This is a genomic window from Paenibacillus sp. J22R56 (assembly GCF_056269375.1).
The window spans coordinates 1-16498 of sequence record NZ_JBWDNV010000019.1 but is presented as its reverse complement, the minus strand read 5'-3'; the positions used below and the strand labels follow the sequence as shown (position 1 = coordinate 16498).

Sequence of the window (16498 nt, the reverse complement as noted above, 5' to 3'; positions counted from 1 at the left end):
ACCAGTAACTGTTACTTCCATAGCCAAAGGAGCGGATAGGATGAAACAATCGCTCATTAAGAAGCTGCAAAACGGATGTATCGTCTCGTGCCAGGCGTTGGAGCATGAGCCTCTGTTTGGATCCGACATCATGAGCGCTATGGCAGTTGCAGCCGAAGAAGGCGGTGCGGCGGCGATTCGGGCCAATACGCCGAAGGATGTAGCGTCGATTAAACAACGCTGCTCGCTGCCGGTCATCGGTTTATATAAGAAGAACTATCCGGACAGCCAAGTCTACATTACGCCGACGATGAGAGAAGTCGAGGAGCTGGTCGCCGCCGGAGCCGATCTAATCGCACTGGATGCAACCGGTCAGCATAGACCGGGCGGGCAAGACTTTTCTGCGCTTCTTGAGCAGATTCGGAGCGCGTTTCCAGATATTCCGATTGTAGCCGATGTCTCGACCTATGAAGAAGGCGTTCGGGCGATGGAGCTTAAGGTCGACGTCGTGTCAACGACGATGTCCGGCTACACGCCTTACAGCACCCAGATGGAAGGGCCGGACATCGAGCTGGTAGAACGGCTGGCGGCATTGAGCGATGTGCCGGTTCTGGCTGAAGGCCGGATTTGGACCGTAGATGATATGATTCGGTGCTTCGAAGCCGGGGCTTACGGAGTTGTCGTCGGCACTGCGATTACGAGGCCGCAGGAGATTACGAGAAGATTCGTCAGAGCAATCCACACACGTGTTAACAGTTAAACTCATCCCCCCTGCTTATTCCTTACTATGCTCTTAAATAGAGGAGTTTTCTTCCCAGATTATCCGGCTAGAGTGGAATATCCCTTGCGAGTACAGAGCCTATCATCTATTCTTTCATTAATAAACGAAATGAACAAGGGAGAGAAATAATGAAAAAAGTGCGCAAATTAAATAATTCCACCAATACGCTGCTCTTCATATCAAGCGTGTATTCCTCGATGACCAAAGCGGAGAAAAAGGTCGCCGACGCGGTGCAGAACAATCCGGAAGAGGCCGTTCTTGCCACGGTTACGGATTTGGCGGAGACGGCCGGGGTTGGCGAAACGTCGGTCATTCGGTTCTGCCGAACGCTTGGCTTTCGCGGCTATCATGACTTCAAGCTATCCATCGCACAGGATCTGGTCAATATGCCGAGCTATACCAGCGGCGAAATCGTTGATGAAGATGAACCGATGGAAATTGCCCGCAAAGTGACGCTCAACAATGAGAATGTTCTGAAGGGCACGCTTGATCTGCTGGACCTGGAACAGATTGATCAGGCGGTATCATCGATATTAGGAGCGAAGCAGATTTATATTTACGGCGTCGGATCTTCGGGCATTACCGCGCTGGATGCCCATTATCGGCTCATGCGTCTGGGCTTCAAGGTGGAAGCGCAGCGCGATGCCCACATCATTGCGATGTCGGCCGCGCTAGTAGATAAGGAAGACGTGGTCATTGGCATTTCGACCTCTGGCAGCACGAAGGATCTTGTCGATCCGATCAAGCAGGCGAAGAGTAATGGCGCTACCGTCATTTGTCTGACCAGTCATGCGAAGTCGCCGATTACGAACTATGCGGATACCGTGCTGCTCATTCCATCACGGGAAATGCCCTTTCAGGGAGGCGCACTGTCGACCAAAATGGCACAAATTCACATGCTGGACATCTTGTCGACCATTATCACATCGAAGAAGAAAAGCGAAACGAGCGATTCGATCACGAGAACAGCGAATGCGGTAGCGGATAAGCTCTACTAGAGCGGGACCGCTGCCTTGCCGCGAGGGGGATAAGGATGATGGAGCTGTCGGTAGGCGTGGATATCGGCGGGACGAAAATTCATGCTGCCTTGGTAGACGAACAGGGACGTATCTATGTGGAGGAGAAATTGCCGACAGATTCCGCGAAGGGGGCGGACAGCGTGATGGAGCGGGTGCTGCAGAGTATTGAGCGCATGCTGGATTCGGCCCCTCGCGCGGCGCAATCCGCTGCGATCCAAGGAATCGGCATCGGCAGCGCAGGGCAGATTGATTTTTCCACCGGTACCGTTGCATTTGCGGTCGATACGCTGCCCGGGTGGACGGGAACCCGGATTAAGGCAAGAACAGCGGAGCGGTTTCCCGATTTACCTGTTATCGTGGATAACGACGTCAATGTCGCAGCTGTGGCCGAGCAGCGGATTGGAGCGGCAAGCGGGCTGCGCAATTTTATTTGCCTGGCGCTCGGAACCGGAATCGGCGGCGCTATTGTCGTGGACGGCAAGCTGGTACGCGGCACATATGGCGGGGCAGGCGAATTGGGTCATGTGTCCGTCGATTTTAACGGCCCCCGATGCTCCTGCGGTAACCGCGGCTGTCTGGAGCTTTATGCTTCCGGCCCTGGAATTGCGAGAATCGCCAGAGAGGGCTCCTTCTCGTTCGCGGATTCGCTGCAAGTCATAGAAGCTTGGCTGGCGGGAGATTCTCAGGCGAACCAAGTCATGGATATCGTGATCAGGGCGTTATCTTCGGGCATAAGCGGCTTTATCCATACGTTCAATCCGGAAGCGGTCATTATCGGCGGCGGCGTAGCGGAGGCAGGCGAGCGATTCCTTCATTCCATCCGGCAAGAAACGGAGTGGCGAACCTCTGCGGCGATGTGGAAGGCCGTGCAGCTGGAGCCGGCCGCCGCGGGCAATCATGCCGGTGTGATCGGTGCCGCCCTGCAGATGTGGCACTACTCTGTATTAGAATTGCGGTGCGAGGGGGGAGCGGGATGATTCGTTTTGCCGTCATGTCCGACATCCATGTTCAAGATTGGGATCTGGAGTCCCAGGATCGTCTCATCTCGGCGCTTCATGATTATGGAAGTCTGCCGCAGCCGCCGTCCGTGATTGTCATCAATGGGGATCTTACCGAGGGACATGATGAGGATTATTCGACCTTGCTCCGATTACTGGCAGCTCATGCGCCTTGTCCTGTCTATGTGACCATTGGCAACCACGAGTACTATCGCATGTGGTATCAACAATCGCCTTCGCGCAAGTGGTCGATGGATACGTTCCCGAATGGCTGGTCCTCAAGGCAAGCGCTGAAGCTGTTTCTGGACCGTTTCCAGCTGCATGCCCCCTATTATGATAAGTGGCTTCACGGTTATCACTTTATCTTTCTCGGAGGGGAATGTTATCGGGATGACGCCGAAGGGATGACCGAGCATGCATGGCTGAGCGATGACCAGCTGGCGTTTCTGGGGCAGAAGCTTCAGGAGAACAGCGGTGAATCCGAAGCAGGGTCACGCAAGCCAGTGTTCGTGTTCCTGCACCAGCCGCTTGAAGAGGTCGTGCAGCGGGAGCGCCTGGAACGGCTGCTGGCCGCCCATCCGGGAGTCATTTTGTTTGCGGGACACACGCATCATCAGCTGTTAAGCCGCGGAACCTATCTGGCAGGGCAAGGCGGCTTCGCAAGGTTGAACAGCTCCTCCATTCGCCGGCCTTGGAGCGAGCTGAATGTTCCTCTTTCAGGTTCGATCAGCGAAAGCCTATTGGTGGAAATTAGAGATGGCGAGGTCCGAATGAAAGGCCGGCGTCATGATAAACGGGCGTGGCTGGCACAAGCAAGCTTCATACAAAGTGCGGCGCCATAAGGCGGATAAGGCTGCCGTCCGTCTGAGAAAAGAGAATTATACCGTCAATTATTGTTCCGGTGAAGAAATTTACTTTATTAAGGAGGTGATCGGTCTCCATTGCCCGCTGTATCTTTCAACCTCAACTAGATCCCCATATGACTCCAGAAAATGACCGCACATATATTCGCTTCCGCATTTATCGTCTGCCTGAAGATCTGAACCATTGTACAAATAAGGAGGTAGTACGGATTTGAACACAAAACCGCTGCTCTCATGTTTGTTATCAGTTATTCTTCTTTTCACTTCGCTAGGGACGGCTGCCGCGGCCGATACATCTGCAGAAACCCCGCAATTACAGGTTGAAGGCAAAGATCCGCTTGCGGTTCAGCTGGTCGATCAGGATCGGACAACGGACTCGCTTGCGATTTTCACCCGGAACTATGGTAATGCAACGAAGCCTTTTGACACCGCTACTACGGAATATCTCGTTATTGGTGACATTGTAGCATCCGTCAATACGGTTGGGGCCAAAGGCACCTACATTCCGCCGAACGGTTATGTCATCTCCGCATCCGGTACGATGCAGGCCGCTTTGTCAGAGGTGACGGTCGGGCAAATCGTAACGACAACCTCGATCAATATCCCGGTGCTGCCGAATCAATATTTCTCCGTAGGTGGCGTAACGACCGCGATTACGGGGACGAACACGGTACGCGGAGCCGGCGCTGCCATCTTGTATACACCGGAATACGGCGCCTCGACCCAAACCAATCCGTGGGGTATGGAGCTCACCGTTGTGGACGGCATCGTCACACATGTGGCCGAGAATACCTACCCGAACGACAATGATTCGCCGATTCCAGCGGGCGGCGCGGTTCTTTCCATTCAGAGCGGGAATGCATCCTATGACTTGTTAGTCGGTAAGGTAAAAGCCGGCGATACGATCGAAATGGTGATCGGCAGCCCTCAATATCTGGCTTCCGCTGCGACCTTCGATGTCGTAAACCCGAAATCGTGTACGGATAATCCGGCCGGCTGCGACGTTGACGGCACACCCTTCCCTGGCTACAGGGGCGCCGACCAGTTAATTATCTATGACAGCACCTACGGCGATCGAACCGGCACGAACGGCTGGGGGAACGAGATCGCTATCAATGCCGGCGGCTTCGTCATCTCGAACGGCAGCAATGATACCGTGATTCCGCAGGGCGGTTATGTGCTGTCCGGTCACGGGATTCAGCGCGAATGGCTGAATAACAATGCGCCGGTCGGGGCCAAAGTGGCGATTAACTGGGCGACGAAACGCGTGACTGTTATTTTTACGCCGGAGTCTTATCTGGATAAAGCGGCGATCAACATTGCGGCGGCCGAAGCGCAGATCGCGCAGTCCAAACGGGAATTCCGTGATGTGCCGTATGCCCAGATCGAAGCGAAGCTGTCCGAAGATAAAGCGCTGTTCGAGGAAGCCAAGCAGGTGATGGCGGAGAATGGGATCGATGCTGCGCTTGATCTGCTCCAATCCCTGAACGTCGAGCTGACGAACACGATGTATCTGAACTTTGAATCGAACAAAGTGGAAACGCGCGGCATCTGGCTCCGTCCGAAGGAAACGAGCGTCGAACAGGTGCGCAGCAATGTGGCGAAGCTCAAGGCGATCAACATTAACGCGATCTATCTCGAAACATGGTGGGACGGTTATACGACCTGGCCGATCCAGATGAGTGATGATAAAGGGAAGCTGACCGAGCTCAATCCGATGTATAACGGTTTTGACGTCCTTCAGGCTTATATCGACGAAGGGAAGAAAGCAGGCATTGAAATTCATGCCTGGGTCGAAAACTTCTTCGCGGGCGGACCATCGGTGGTCAACCATCCGGAATGGCGGCTGACGACGCGGGACGGAACGGATTATGAAGTAGGCGGAGGCGGCGTGCCATGGTATTGGCTGAATCCGGCGCTCCCGCAGACACGGGATTTTGTATCGAATGTCTATAAGGATCTGCTGACGAAATATGATGTGGCATCCCTGCATCTGGACTATGCCCGTTATCCGGGGTCAGGCGATTATTCGAATGACTTTGGCTACGACGACTATACACGCGGGGAATTCAAAAAGATATACGGCGAGGCAAACGATCCGATCAATCTTCATCCTGGCGATGGCCAGATGTGGAGTAATTGGCTTCAGTTCCGTGCGAACATCATTAACACATGGGTCGAGCGCGTCGTGCAGGAAGCGCATCAAATCAAGCCGGACCTGCAAATTACGGCAGCCGTATGGCCGAACTACGAGGATGCTCCGGACTCTCATGCGCAGCAGACCAAATACTGGCTCGATCATAATCTGATCGACGAATTGTTCCATATGTCGTATGCGTCAGGAACCTCCGTCGTCATCGATGATCTGAACAAGTCGCTGGATATTGCCAAAGACCATGCGCTCGTTTCTTCCGGGATCGACAGCTTCCAGGGGAATCCGGTCTCGGCGGTACTGGACCAAGCGAAAGAAACGGTGCAGAACGGCGCTGTCGGCAACGCCTTTTTCGAATTCGAAGGCCTCTTCAACTATGGCTATGACGAGCCGCTTAAGCTCGGATTGTTCCGCAATGAAGCGGTGAAGCCGGATTACCGGTATACGCTGCCGTTCTCGACGCTGTTTACGGAGATGATCCGCAAGATCAACGAGATTTATGTGCCGTTCGGCGGGATTAGTAAGTCTGATGCGGACAAAATCGTGAAGGAGCTTGAATCATCGGCGCGCAAGCTCGAGAAGGATTCGGCGATGAGCAGAAGCGCAGCGAATACCGTGACTAACGCGATCAAGAAAATCGAGAATGAGCTGGACAAGAGCGCTTTCGTCAATCCGGATGCTGCGGCGCGTATGAAACGCGACCTTCATGTTGCCCAGACGATTGTGAACGTCTATCTTGCCAAGCAGCAGAAGGGGAATGGCAGCGAACGAAACGGAATGGAAGGGCTGACGAGCGATGAAAATTAGCCTCAGTATGTGGAGCGTGCACAAATATTGGTACGCCGGGCAATGGAGCGTCATCGACTTTCTGGAATATGCCGCGACGACGAAAGCGCAAGGGGTCGAGCTGCTCAGCGTTTTCTGGCGCGACCGCGATCAGGAGCTTCCTCAGATTCTAGCCGCAGCAGAGCGGCTTGGCCTGGAGATTGCCTGCTTCTGCGCGTGCAACAATTTTGCCGTCGAAGGAGATACGGAACGCGCCAAGCAGCTGAAGGAAGTGACGGATGCGATCGACAGCGCCGTGGCACTCGGAACCCGCATCGTTCGGGTGTTCTCCGGCGACCTGCCATACGACGGCTCCATGGATGTCGCGACCGGGATGATGTATGTCAAGGAAGGCCTCCGCTCCTCCGCAGCTTACGCTAAGACGAAAGGCGTCATCCTTTGTCTGGAGAACCATGGCGTATTCGCCGGCCGAAGCGACCAGGTGATGTCGGTCATTACGGAGATCGGTTCGCCCCATCTGAGAAGCACTTTTGACTGCGGGAATTTTCTACTCGTCGATCAGCCTCCGAATGAAGCGGTTCATGAGCTGATTGATGTGATCGGCCATGTTCACGTGAAGGATTTCAAGTATATCGAAGGGGAAACGACGGCTGTCGTCTACCAGTCGCTCGGCGGCAAACGATATGTCGGTACGGTTGCAGGCGAAGGCGACGTTCAGCTGCCATATCTTCTCGCACAGATCGCCGATCACGGTTATCCGGGCTGGTTATCGGTCGAATTTGAGGGCAGCGAGGAACCGACCGAAGGGTCGATGCGATCGGTGGACTATGTGAGCGGACTGCTGGATAGACTTTGAGAACCTGATAGAAACCATCTCGTTCAGCAAGAAGAGAGCCGGCCGAGGCGGTCGCCTCGGTCCGGCTCTTTACGATTGCTGCTATAACGGAGACATTACGGGCCAAGCCCGCTCGATCCCTTCTTGATCGAGCAAGGACTGGAAGTCTGCCAGATAGACTGCGCTCGCTCGCACGTCGTGCGGCGTCGTTCCGGTTCGTTTGCAGTAGGCGGCCAGATAGCCGGCCGCCTCGCCGATATTCCATTCGACGGGATGGAGCCGGTAGCAGCCGTTCGTAATATGGGTCGTGCCAATGTTCTTACAGGCGGGCAGCAGGTTTCTCACCCGGATGGGAATGAGGCTGCCCAGCGGAATTTGAAACGGAAGGCTCGATATGTCCAGAAACGTATTTCCGCCCGTGGTCGGGTGGAGGTCAATCCGGTAAGCGCCGATGCCGACCGAGTCGGCGAACAGCTCGGCAGCAGCGCCCTGCCTTGCTTCCGCACCGATATGCTGCTCCAGTACCGTGAACTCGGAGCGGATCCGACGCGACTCCCGTATATAGGGAGCCATGGCCAGTCCATCCTGTGTGCCAACGACATCTCGCCGGAGCCGTAGGCCCGGATAACCGGCTTTGCCATCCGTCCTGGGCGCTTCCGTCTGCATCCAATAGAGAAGGGAAAGGCTGAGCTGCTTCGCCGCTTCCGAATGCCGCTCACGCTCCTCCTCACTCACATCGATGATAGAGCCGAGCCAATAATCGTTCTGCGGCCAGTTAATGAGCGACGTGTCGCCGGAGAACGTGCCCGGGACGAAGTTATTGCGGTCCGTAATGCGGCGGTAATGAAAAAAGGGAAACCGGCCCGAGCCGTCCGACAGCAGAGTGACTTGAACGGGCTGAAGCGAAATCGGCTGCGGATAGGTCCAGCTAAGCATCTTTTCCGGCCAAAACTCGGCTTGATAGGAACGCCAGAACGCATAATCTCGCGGCCGGTCAATGATGTGAGATTCGCCTTCTATGTGTTCGACCGCATAGCAATAGGTGAAAGCCTGCATATTCTGCGGCTCTGCGGGGCCGGCAAGCGCATGGGGCTCTCCCGTTTCTTCTCTCGATTCGGCTCCCGTCACGTATTCAACCCCGGCAAGCGGAAGGACGTCTCCGCATTCGGTTGCATCAATGAAGTATGGCGCGGAGAGGTGAAGCTTATCGCCGGTTAACGTGTGGTTGACGGTGACGCCTCGAATCGAGTCGCCGCCGTCTGTTTCGGCACCAGTGATGCGATAGTGGTTGAGAACGGTGATCCGGCCGCTGTGTATATAGGGTGCCAGCATCTCTTCCAGCACGGCAAGACCGACACGCGGATCAAAGCAAAGCCGGCTAACGTTGCCGTTGCCGGGATTCAGCCGGTCGTTTGCGGCAGCTTCCCGAGAGAGAGGAAAGTTGCGCCGGTAATAATCGCGTATGCGATTGCGGAACTGCCGGTAGCTTCGGGTGCAGCCGAACGATTCGATCCATCTGTGCTCATCGGGAGGGACGGCCTGGCTCGTCAGCTGACCGCCGATCCAGGCGGTTTCTTCCGTCATGAGTACCTGAAGTCCCATCTTGGCTGCGGCAAGGGCGGCCGTGCAGCCGCCGATACCGCCCCCGATGATGACGAGATCGCTTGTTAATTCTCGATTCATACGTATACCTCCATGCGGATAGGTTAATCGAAGCGAACTTCACGGCCGGAAGAAGCGGACTCATAGATGCCGCACAGCATCTTCATCATCTCCACGCCATCCTGGACAGGGCTTAACGTTTCCTTGCGCCCAAGGCAGCTGTCGACGAAGTGGTCGATTTCGCTTTGGAAGCCGGCGTTAAAATCAAAGGATAAATTGTCCACTTGCGGCTGCAGGTTCACGATGGTGTTGTATTTCTCGCCGACGATCGCAAGCTTAGGCTCGATTTCGGCGCCGCCTTTGTCGCCGTAAATTTTGACCGTCAGCTCGTCTTCCTTGGCGTGAAGCGTGAAACTGACGTCTACGAGCAGGGATGCGCCGCCTTCGAAGCGAATTAGAGCGTTGGCAGAATCTTCCACGTTATTATTCTTGGCATCGTAATCCGCCGCTTTATAGAAAGATAAATGTTGAATATGGCTTCTGTTGCCAAGCTGGTGATAGGTATTGCCGCTGATGGAAACCACCTTGGGCCTGCCCATCAAATACCAGCACAAGTCGATAATATGCACACCCAGATCGATGAGCGGACCGCCGCCGGAGCGCTTCTTGTCCGAGAACCAGCCGCCGGGATTGCCTAGACGGCGTAGACAGGTTGCTTTGGCAAAGTAGATGCTGCCGAGCTCGCCTTGATCGATAAATTGCTTCAAGATGGCAGTATTGGAGGCGTAACGGCGCACGAAGCCAACCTGGAGCAGCTTGCCGCTTCGCTCCACGGCCTCTTGAACGAGCAGTGCTTCTGCCACCGTCTTGCATAGCGGTTTCTCGACAAGAACATGCTTGCCCGCATCAAGTGCGGCGATACTGATCTGAGCGTGGCTGTTATTCCAGGTGCAAATACTGATCGCATCGAGCTCGGCCTCGGCGAGCATTTGCTGGTAATCGGTGAAGATGTACTTCGCGCCGAACTGCTGCGCTTTATCCTGCGCACGGTTCTCGTTCAAATCACAAAGAGCGGTGATGTCGACGTCTTTATTCCTGGCATACGACTGCAAGTGCATGTTTGAAATTGAGCCGGCCCCGACAATTCCGACCTTCAGCTTTCCCATTCTTTAGCCTCCTCCATAATTTGCGCGATTACCCATCCTTTACTAGCTATTCTGTGCACGAATGGAATATTCCTTCAGATTTTTTCTAAAAAAAGAAATAAATTTCCTAAAATGTATTGACTCTCTCATTCGCTCCATTTAACATTAAGATAGGAAAAAGGTGGAAACTCGAATCTGCGAACCGCTTCTTACACACCGTGAATTCAGGCAGCCGGAGGTTCGTAAAGGGCAGGAATGCCCGCATTCCTGCTCCTGATGCGATCATCGTAAAGGGGGCGAGTCCAGCGCATTTGGAAGCTTTTTGCACACTTCATGGAGGTTAGAGGTTGCAAGGCCGGTTCACTAATCTAGCGTAAAGAAGGGGAGCTCATAGATGGAGCGTACAATCCGTAAGTCTGCCACGATCCTTGCCGTTACGATGATGATGTCTTCGCTGCTTGCAGCTTGCAGCGGTTCGAACAATACCCCCGATAACACTAAACAGAATGCTGAGGCAACGCCGAATGTCGCGTCGAATAACACGAAGGAAGAGGGCGAGGGCAGCAAGCAGGAGCCCGAGAAGAAAGAGCCGGTTGACCTTAACTTCTGGACGATCTCGCTCAGCCCGAACTTCGACGACTATATCAATGGACGCATTAAAGTGTTTGAAGATCAGAACCCCGGCATTACCGTCAAATGGACCGACCTGCCATACGGCGCCATGGAGAACAAGCTTCTTACCTCCATCGCAGGCGGGAAATCTCCGGACGTCGTCAATCTGAATACCGGCATGACGATGACGCTTGCCGGCAAGAACGCCCTCGTCGACCTTAACGCAGAAGCGACCGAAGAACAACGCTCCATCTACTTCGAAGACCTCTACAACTCGACCAAGCTTGGCAATAGCGCCTATGCTTTCCCATGGTATTATGGACTCTCCGTCTTTGCGTATAACAAGAAAATCTATGAGGATGCCGGACTTGATCCGAACAAGCCGCCAACTACGATGGAAGAGCTGAAGCAGCAAGCCATCACCATCAAAGAAAAGACCGGCAAATACGGCTTTGTCCCAAGCTATAATCCGCCTGCGGATTTCTACTTCCAGGGCGTGCCGATCATCAGCGAGGACAAAACCAAAATTATCGTCAATACGCCGGAAGCGCTCGCTTGGGCGAAATGGAGCAAGGAGCTCTACGATAAGGGCATCGTTCCGAAGGAAAGCATCAGTGCGGATGCCAACTACGCGACGGATAAATACCAGTCCGGCCAAATCGCGACGCTGATCACCGGCGCACAGTTCCTCAGCCGTGTGAAGACGAATGCGAAGAACATCTATGACCAAACGCTCGTCGCCAAGATGCCGTCCCTCAAGCCAGGCGGCAAGTATCAAGCGGGCCTCATGAACGTCGTCGTTCCGACCATGAGCAAGAATCATCCGGAGGCCATCGCATTCGCGAACTTTATTACGAATGACGAGTCTCAGTTAGCGTTTGCGAAGATCGTCAACATCCTGCCTTCGACCAAGAAAGCGGCTGCGGATCCTTTCTTCACGGAAGCAGGAACCGATCCGGAGTCGATGGCCAAGGTCATCACCGCCCAAATGGCCTCGCAGGCACAAGACTTCTCGCTTGGCATCCGTAATGAGGGCGAAGTGCTGGACTTCCTGTGGAAGGGCTGGCAGGCGATGCTGACCGGGAAGGAAACGCCGGAGGAAATGCTGAAGAACGCAGAGGAGAACATGCAGAAGAAGCTCGATGAGATTAATGCGGAGAACTGATTTGCTAAGTTTCTTAAGGGAGCGGGCGCTAAGCCCGCTCTTTCCTGACAGCTGAAGCGAAAGGAGGGTGGGGATGGCAGCATCCAAGGAACAGAAGCGGCGGTACCGGTTCGCGTATATGATGCTGACACCAGGCGTGATTCTGCTCATCGTATTTACCTTTTATCCGATTATTTACGGCCTGCCCCTGGCATTCACGAACTATTCCGCCGTTGATACGACGGACTGGGTCGGATTCAAAAACTTCGATAAAGCATTCCACGACCCAGATTTCTGGATCTCTCTTAAAAATTCGCTCCTCTATGTCATCGTCGTCCCGGTCATTCAGATTCTATCGATTCTTATGGCCGTACTGGTGAATAACAAGCTTCGTTTCGTGCAGTTCTTCCGGGTCGCCTATTTCATTCCTGTCGTCACCTCGATGGTTGCGGCGGCGATCGCCTGGAAGTGGGTGTTCGAAGAGCAGGGAATCTTGAACTACTTTCTTGAAACCTTAGGCGTAATCGATGAGCCGATCTCCTTCATGGCCGAACCGAAGCTGGCGCTTTACGGCGTCATGTGCGTCACGATCTGGAAGGGCCTTGGCTACTACATGATGATTTATTTGGCGGGCTTGCAGTCGATCCCGTCCGAGCTTCAGGAGGCAGCCCGTATTGACGGTGCCGGCTGGCTGCAGGTAATCTGGCGCATTACTATCCCGCTGCTGATGCCTTTTGTCTTGTTATGTTCCCTAATGTCCGTCATGGGCGCCATTCGCGTATTTGACGAGATATTCGTCATGCATGGGCCGAAAGGGGACCCCGTATCGTCAACGCTCGTTACCAGCGTTTATACGTACAAGCTGGCTTTCCAGGACTTTAACTTCGGTTATTCGGCTGCAGTCGGTCTAGTCGTATCACTGCTCATTATGGTCCTGACGATCCTGCTGTTCCGTTATACGAGAAAAGGAGGGCTGACCTATTATGAGTGAAGCCGCCTCCCTGGCATCGCCGGAGCGTGACCGCAGTCGAACGAGGAAGAGAAGGTCTGCGAAGAAGCTCATCGCGCCCCTCATCCTTTACCCGTTGCTTATCCTGACCGCGCTGATTTGTCTGGGGCCGTTCCTTTGGCTGCTCTCGACCGCGCTCAAAACAGGCGATAACGTATACGCTTTCCCGCCGCAGTTTATTCCGAACCCTATCACGTTCGATAATTTCATCGACGTCTTCAATATTATGCCGTTGTGGCATTATATCTGGAATACGGTCTATATGACCGTGATGGGAGTCGGTCTTAACCTGCTCTTCTGTACGATTACGGCTTATCCGCTTGCGCGCATTTCGTTCCCGGGCCGCAGTTTTATCTTCTATGCGATTGTCAGTACGATGATTCTGCCGAATGCTGCTGGGATGATCGTCAACTTTATCATTATCAACAAGTTCGGCTTATACAACTCGATGCTCGGCGTCGTGCTTCCTTCTGCGATCAGCATGTTTAATATTTTTCTGCTCCGGCAGGCGTTTATTACGATTCCGAACGATATGGAGCATTCCGCGCGTGTGGATGGCGCCGGTGAATTCCGGATTTTTCTCATCATCATGCTGCCGATGATCCGCCCGGCCGTGGCAACCGTCCTCATCTTCGACTTTATGGCTTTCTGGAACAGTCTGATCTGGCCGGTAATTGTATTCGACGATCAAAGCAAGTATCCACTTGGCCCGGCCCTTCAATATCTAAATGGCACGCTGGCGTATAACTTCCCTTATATCGCGGCCGGTACGATTATATCGATTCTGCCGATTGTCATCATCTTCCTGTTCCTCCAAAAGCAATTTATTAACGGCATGGTCGGCGCGGTGAAGGGTTAGCGCACACAAAGAAACTGCCTGTTGTCATTCGAATAATGACGACAGGCAGTTCTTGTATTTAAACGACTAGTCCAGCTTGATCCCAAAGTGCTGGCGTAACGCTTCCTTGTATGCTTCGTCCGATTGGGGCGTGAACACGTTGACCCCACCTTGGGCAAACAGGCGGAATTCCTTCCCGGCCACTGTGTTCCGGCCCTCCCGGGTGCGGATGGCAACCATCTCTGCCTTTGTAAAGATCGAGTCCGGCGCATTCTCGCACCAATAGCTGGCCATGATGTAATCCTTCGGCAGCTGCGGCTCCTCCGTGAATGAATAGAGCCGGCACCATTCTCCATGCTTCAGTTCGCACAGCATCCAGCCGTAGTAAGGGTCCTTGTCCAATCGGTAAGTTTCATCGCCCTGCCGGTGCGGAAGCCCCTCGACCATGGCGACTGGCCGACGGGGAACGATGCCGCCGACGCCAACGTCACATAAATAGGTTTGGTCCCCGGCTTCAACCTTCAGCACTTGATGACGGCGTTTCGGAGGAGGGGACGGCTCGTCGCGCCAAAAGCGGGCGAACAGATCGGTTACAGGGTATCCCAGCTCGCGCAGCAGCCATCCGAACAGCGCGTTCAACTCGAAGCAATAACCTCCGCGCCGCCTGACGACAATTTTATCGAATAGGTGATCGATCTCAAGCGAGATCGGCACGCCGCGCACAATGTCCAAATTCTCATAAGGCACGGCGTGATGATGACAGTCCTGCAGATCTGCGAGCGCTTGAGCGCTTCTGTCCAGCGGTCCGTCATAGCCGATTCGATCTAAATAGAGCTGAACCTTGCTTTTCACGTCCATATTTCCGTTCTCCTCCCTTAAGACTAGTTTAGATCTAGTTTAACTCAAGCTTGTCGTGAGGGGTGACAGTTGTTGTCGAACGAGCCGGCGGAAATAAAAAAAGATGACCTTGATGTAGAAGGTCATCTCTTGGCTGCTTAATTCCGCGGTGATGTATTTAAACTGTTCGCTTGGTGACGAACAGAGATGGGAATGGGTCACGTCGATCAAAGCTGAGCTGAAACAATAAGAACAGAAAACAAAGAGCAGGCCGCCAGTATATACATAAGAGGAGCAAATCAGTATACCTGAGGAATTTATTTCTTTTCCAGATCATGTGATTAGTGTGAATTTTCGCTGTCGAAGGTACGGCTGTGAGGATTGTGGCAGTAGCGGATATATAGAGCGCTGGGTGGATGGTGAACTTCGTGGATTATCCTGCGCTGGTTATGGCATTAATCTGCTCTGAGCTAACAGGAATGGGTCAACGTGGGCATGGCACTCAATACGAAGGCGATGCCGGCCGCTATCGGGACGACATTGAACTTTTATACAATTCCGTTAGCGAGGAGAAAGCATTTATTCATATATGTATAGAAGTTCTTGTCGTTTTTGTATAGAAAGTTCTTGTCGTCCGACATTTGATGGTCGCTACATGTCGGAGGACAAGAACATCTATACAACGGCCTTGATAGCGTTATCGAGGTATGCGGGTTTAATAACACGCAAAAAATACTTGTCTCCGCCCGTAAATACGGCATATGAAGTGCTACCGGCATCGCGCATCATTTCATGCCTATCGAAGTTCATCGGGTAGTGTTCATTTAATATGTTCAATAAGTACATACAAGCAATCTCTCCCTTATAATTTGAGAGCCATATATCCGTCTGGATCAATATCCGCTTTTCGCATCACCTATTACCATATATAAAAGCTCAGTCTCTAGAATTTCCGCAAAAAGAACTATATAAAAACATTTCATTTACGCTTGAAGAGGCACAGCATTGCGCTTTTATAGGAACGAGTGGCAGTGGGACTGAAATTGGGTATGTAAGTAAATTCTCACAACTAGACAAAACTAAAGAAACAACCGTTTTTGAATATAAAGGGGAAGAATTTATTAAGATTCAAAATGAAATAACATCTATTTGCACTGAATGGAAACGTCATCGGAAATTGATTGAAAAAATATCGGACGACAAAAACATCTATACAAATCCGTATTAGGACAAGAACTTCTATACAGCCCAGTGAACCCGGAAATGCACGATTTATTAAGCTAACGGGCAGAGTAGTTGAAACACCGCAACCTTTATGTGGGTCATTACGTCTCACACCTAAATGGAAAATGAAGGGAGTGGATTTCAATAAAGAAAATTATCGTTTTATTTGCATTCTTTTGTCTTGTGTTCCTGATTGGTTGCAGTAAAGAAACAACTGAGCAGAATAATGTTAATCCTATTGAATACATTGAGTCGTTCGGTTGGCATGTAGAGGAGAAAATTAGCAATACAAAGTTAGAGACAAAAAGCTCGGACCCAAGTATTGCAGCTGTTGTTGATTTGAAGCCGTATGTGAATGAAGAAGTTTATATTACAACCTACTTGCTGAAAGAAAAACAAAAAACAGGAAAGAAAATATACGCTAATATCTATCAAGCTAATGAAGATATTATTGGTGGATTCGGAAATTTAGATGGTTGGTTACCTGGAGTTTTTTCTTTGAAGGATAAAGAAAGGTTAATTAACGAAGGAACAATAGATAAATAGCGTTTTCTCCTTAATTACGCTAAACAATCCTGTAGAGCTTAAGAAATAGGCTTTGTAAAAAAAGGAGCTCCTCGGTATGATGGGTTTGTCGAGAACACATCAGGGAGGAGCTCTTACTATGAAGTTTA

Annotated in this window: 14 protein-coding genes and 1 pseudogene; 12 read left to right on the top strand and 3 right to left on the bottom strand. The window is 52.4% G+C overall.

Translation table 11 applies throughout. The features are described from left to right. Positions 1-40 precede the first annotated feature (40 nt). From AC0YNT_RS30235 to AC0YNT_RS30210, 6 genes are all read left to right on the top strand, one after another. A complete protein-coding gene (locus AC0YNT_RS30235; protein WP_475807871.1) occupies positions 41-739 on the top strand; it encodes an N-acetylmannosamine-6-phosphate 2-epimerase in 699 nt (232 codons plus the stop codon). 149 nt (positions 740-888) lie between these two features. Beyond that, positions 889-1758: a MurR/RpiR family transcriptional regulator gene (locus tag AC0YNT_RS30230; RefSeq protein WP_475807870.1), complete on the top strand. Its 870-nt coding sequence runs from the start codon at positions 889-891 to the stop codon at positions 1756-1758. A 35-nt stretch (positions 1759-1793) separates the two neighbouring features. Further along, the gene (locus tag AC0YNT_RS30225; RefSeq protein ID WP_475807869.1) at positions 1794-2756 is read left to right on the top strand and encodes an ROK family protein; all 963 of its coding nucleotides are present in this window, start codon (positions 1794-1796) and stop codon (positions 2754-2756) included. Beyond that, positions 2753-3619 carry a metallophosphoesterase family protein gene (locus tag AC0YNT_RS30220; protein WP_475807868.1) on the top strand — a complete coding sequence of 289 codons (867 nt, stop codon included), beginning with the start codon at positions 2753-2755 and terminating at the stop codon, positions 3617-3619. Before AC0YNT_RS30225 ends, AC0YNT_RS30220 begins: the two co-directional genes overlap by 4 nt. Before the next feature lie 232 nt (positions 3620-3851). Further along, entirely contained in the window at positions 3852-6599 is a 2748-nt protein-coding gene (locus tag AC0YNT_RS30215) for a glycoside hydrolase family 10-like protein (RefSeq protein ID WP_475807867.1), read from the top strand. Then, a complete protein-coding gene (locus tag AC0YNT_RS30210) occupies positions 6589-7434 on the top strand; it encodes a sugar phosphate isomerase/epimerase family protein (protein WP_475807866.1) in 846 nt (281 codons plus the stop codon). Before AC0YNT_RS30215 ends, AC0YNT_RS30210 begins: the two co-directional genes overlap by 11 nt. Positions 7435-7515: 81 nt before the next feature. On the opposite strand, the gene AC0YNT_RS30205 is transcribed toward AC0YNT_RS30210, so the two are convergent. Beyond that, positions 7516-9096, bottom strand: a complete 1581-nt coding sequence (locus AC0YNT_RS30205) for an FAD-dependent oxidoreductase (protein ID WP_475807865.1) — start codon at positions 9094-9096, stop codon at positions 7516-7518. 23 nt (positions 9097-9119) lie between these two features. Then, positions 9120-10181: a Gfo/Idh/MocA family protein gene (locus AC0YNT_RS30200; RefSeq protein WP_475807864.1), complete on the bottom strand. Its 1062-nt coding sequence runs from the start codon at positions 10179-10181 to the stop codon at positions 9120-9122. A gap of 373 nt (positions 10182-10554) precedes the next feature. Here AC0YNT_RS30200 and AC0YNT_RS30195 point away from each other — a divergent pair, with 373 nt between their 5' ends. The 3 genes from AC0YNT_RS30195 (at position 10555) to AC0YNT_RS30185 (ending at position 13784) form a co-directional block, all read left to right on the top strand. Next, the gene (locus AC0YNT_RS30195) at positions 10555-11937 is read left to right on the top strand and encodes an ABC transporter substrate-binding protein (protein ID WP_475807863.1); all 1383 of its coding nucleotides are present in this window, start codon (positions 10555-10557) and stop codon (positions 11935-11937) included. Between the two features lie 73 nt (positions 11938-12010). Next, the gene (locus tag AC0YNT_RS30190) at positions 12011-12907 is read left to right on the top strand and encodes a carbohydrate ABC transporter permease (RefSeq protein WP_475807862.1); all 897 of its coding nucleotides are present in this window, start codon (positions 12011-12013) and stop codon (positions 12905-12907) included. After that, the gene (locus tag AC0YNT_RS30185) at positions 12900-13784 is read left to right on the top strand and encodes a carbohydrate ABC transporter permease (RefSeq protein ID WP_475807861.1); all 885 of its coding nucleotides are present in this window, start codon (positions 12900-12902) and stop codon (positions 13782-13784) included. The genes AC0YNT_RS30190 and AC0YNT_RS30185 overlap by 8 nt, the downstream gene beginning before the upstream one ends. 66 nt (positions 13785-13850) lie before the next feature. On the opposite strand, the gene AC0YNT_RS30180 is transcribed toward AC0YNT_RS30185, so the two are convergent. Further along, entirely contained in the window at positions 13851-14621 is a 771-nt protein-coding gene (locus AC0YNT_RS30180) for an arylamine N-acetyltransferase family protein (RefSeq protein WP_475807860.1), read from the bottom strand. A gap of 395 nt (positions 14622-15016) precedes the next feature. Here AC0YNT_RS30180 and AC0YNT_RS30175 point away from each other — a divergent pair, with 395 nt between their 5' ends. The 3 genes and pseudogenes from AC0YNT_RS30175 (at position 15017) to AC0YNT_RS30165 (ending at position 16370) form a co-directional block, all read left to right on the top strand. Next, complete coding sequence (locus AC0YNT_RS30175; RefSeq protein WP_475807859.1) at positions 15017-15220, top strand: hypothetical protein; 204 nt, start codon at positions 15017-15019, stop codon at positions 15218-15220. Positions 15221-15528: 308 nt separating this feature from the next. Beyond that, positions 15529-15782: pseudogene (locus tag AC0YNT_RS30170) on the top strand (ABC transporter ATP-binding protein); the annotation flags it as partial. Positions 15783-16007: 225 nt separating this feature from the next. Further along, entirely contained in the window at positions 16008-16370 is a 363-nt protein-coding gene (locus tag AC0YNT_RS30165) for a hypothetical protein (RefSeq protein ID WP_475807858.1), read from the top strand. Positions 16371-16498 lie beyond the last annotated feature (128 nt).

Coding starts and splice junctions, on each gene's coding strand:
- AC0YNT_RS30220 (WP_475807868.1), top strand. CDS start 2,753: ATGATTCGTTTTGCCGTCATGTCCGACATCCATGTTCAAGATTGGGAT.
- AC0YNT_RS30235 (WP_475807871.1), top strand. CDS start 41: ATGAAACAATCGCTCATTAAGAAGCTGCAAAACGGATGTATCGTCTCG.
- AC0YNT_RS30180 (WP_475807860.1), bottom strand. CDS start 14,621: ATGGACGTGAAAAGCAAGGTTCAGCTCTATTTAGATCGAATCGGCTAT.
- AC0YNT_RS30175 (WP_475807859.1), top strand. CDS start 15,017: ATGGTGAACTTCGTGGATTATCCTGCGCTGGTTATGGCATTAATCTGC.
- AC0YNT_RS30190 (WP_475807862.1), top strand. CDS start 12,011: ATGGCAGCATCCAAGGAACAGAAGCGGCGGTACCGGTTCGCGTATATG.
- AC0YNT_RS30195 (WP_475807863.1), top strand. CDS start 10,555: ATGGAGCGTACAATCCGTAAGTCTGCCACGATCCTTGCCGTTACGATG.
- AC0YNT_RS30225 (WP_475807869.1), top strand. CDS start 1,794: ATGATGGAGCTGTCGGTAGGCGTGGATATCGGCGGGACGAAAATTCAT.
- AC0YNT_RS30200 (WP_475807864.1), bottom strand. CDS start 10,181: ATGGGAAAGCTGAAGGTCGGAATTGTCGGGGCCGGCTCAATTTCAAAC.
- AC0YNT_RS30210 (WP_475807866.1), top strand. CDS start 6,589: ATGAAAATTAGCCTCAGTATGTGGAGCGTGCACAAATATTGGTACGCC.
- AC0YNT_RS30230 (WP_475807870.1), top strand. CDS start 889: ATGAAAAAAGTGCGCAAATTAAATAATTCCACCAATACGCTGCTCTTC.
- AC0YNT_RS30205 (WP_475807865.1), bottom strand. CDS start 9,096: ATGAATCGAGAATTAACAAGCGATCTCGTCATCATCGGGGGCGGTATC.
- AC0YNT_RS30185 (WP_475807861.1), top strand. CDS start 12,900: ATGAGTGAAGCCGCCTCCCTGGCATCGCCGGAGCGTGACCGCAGTCGA.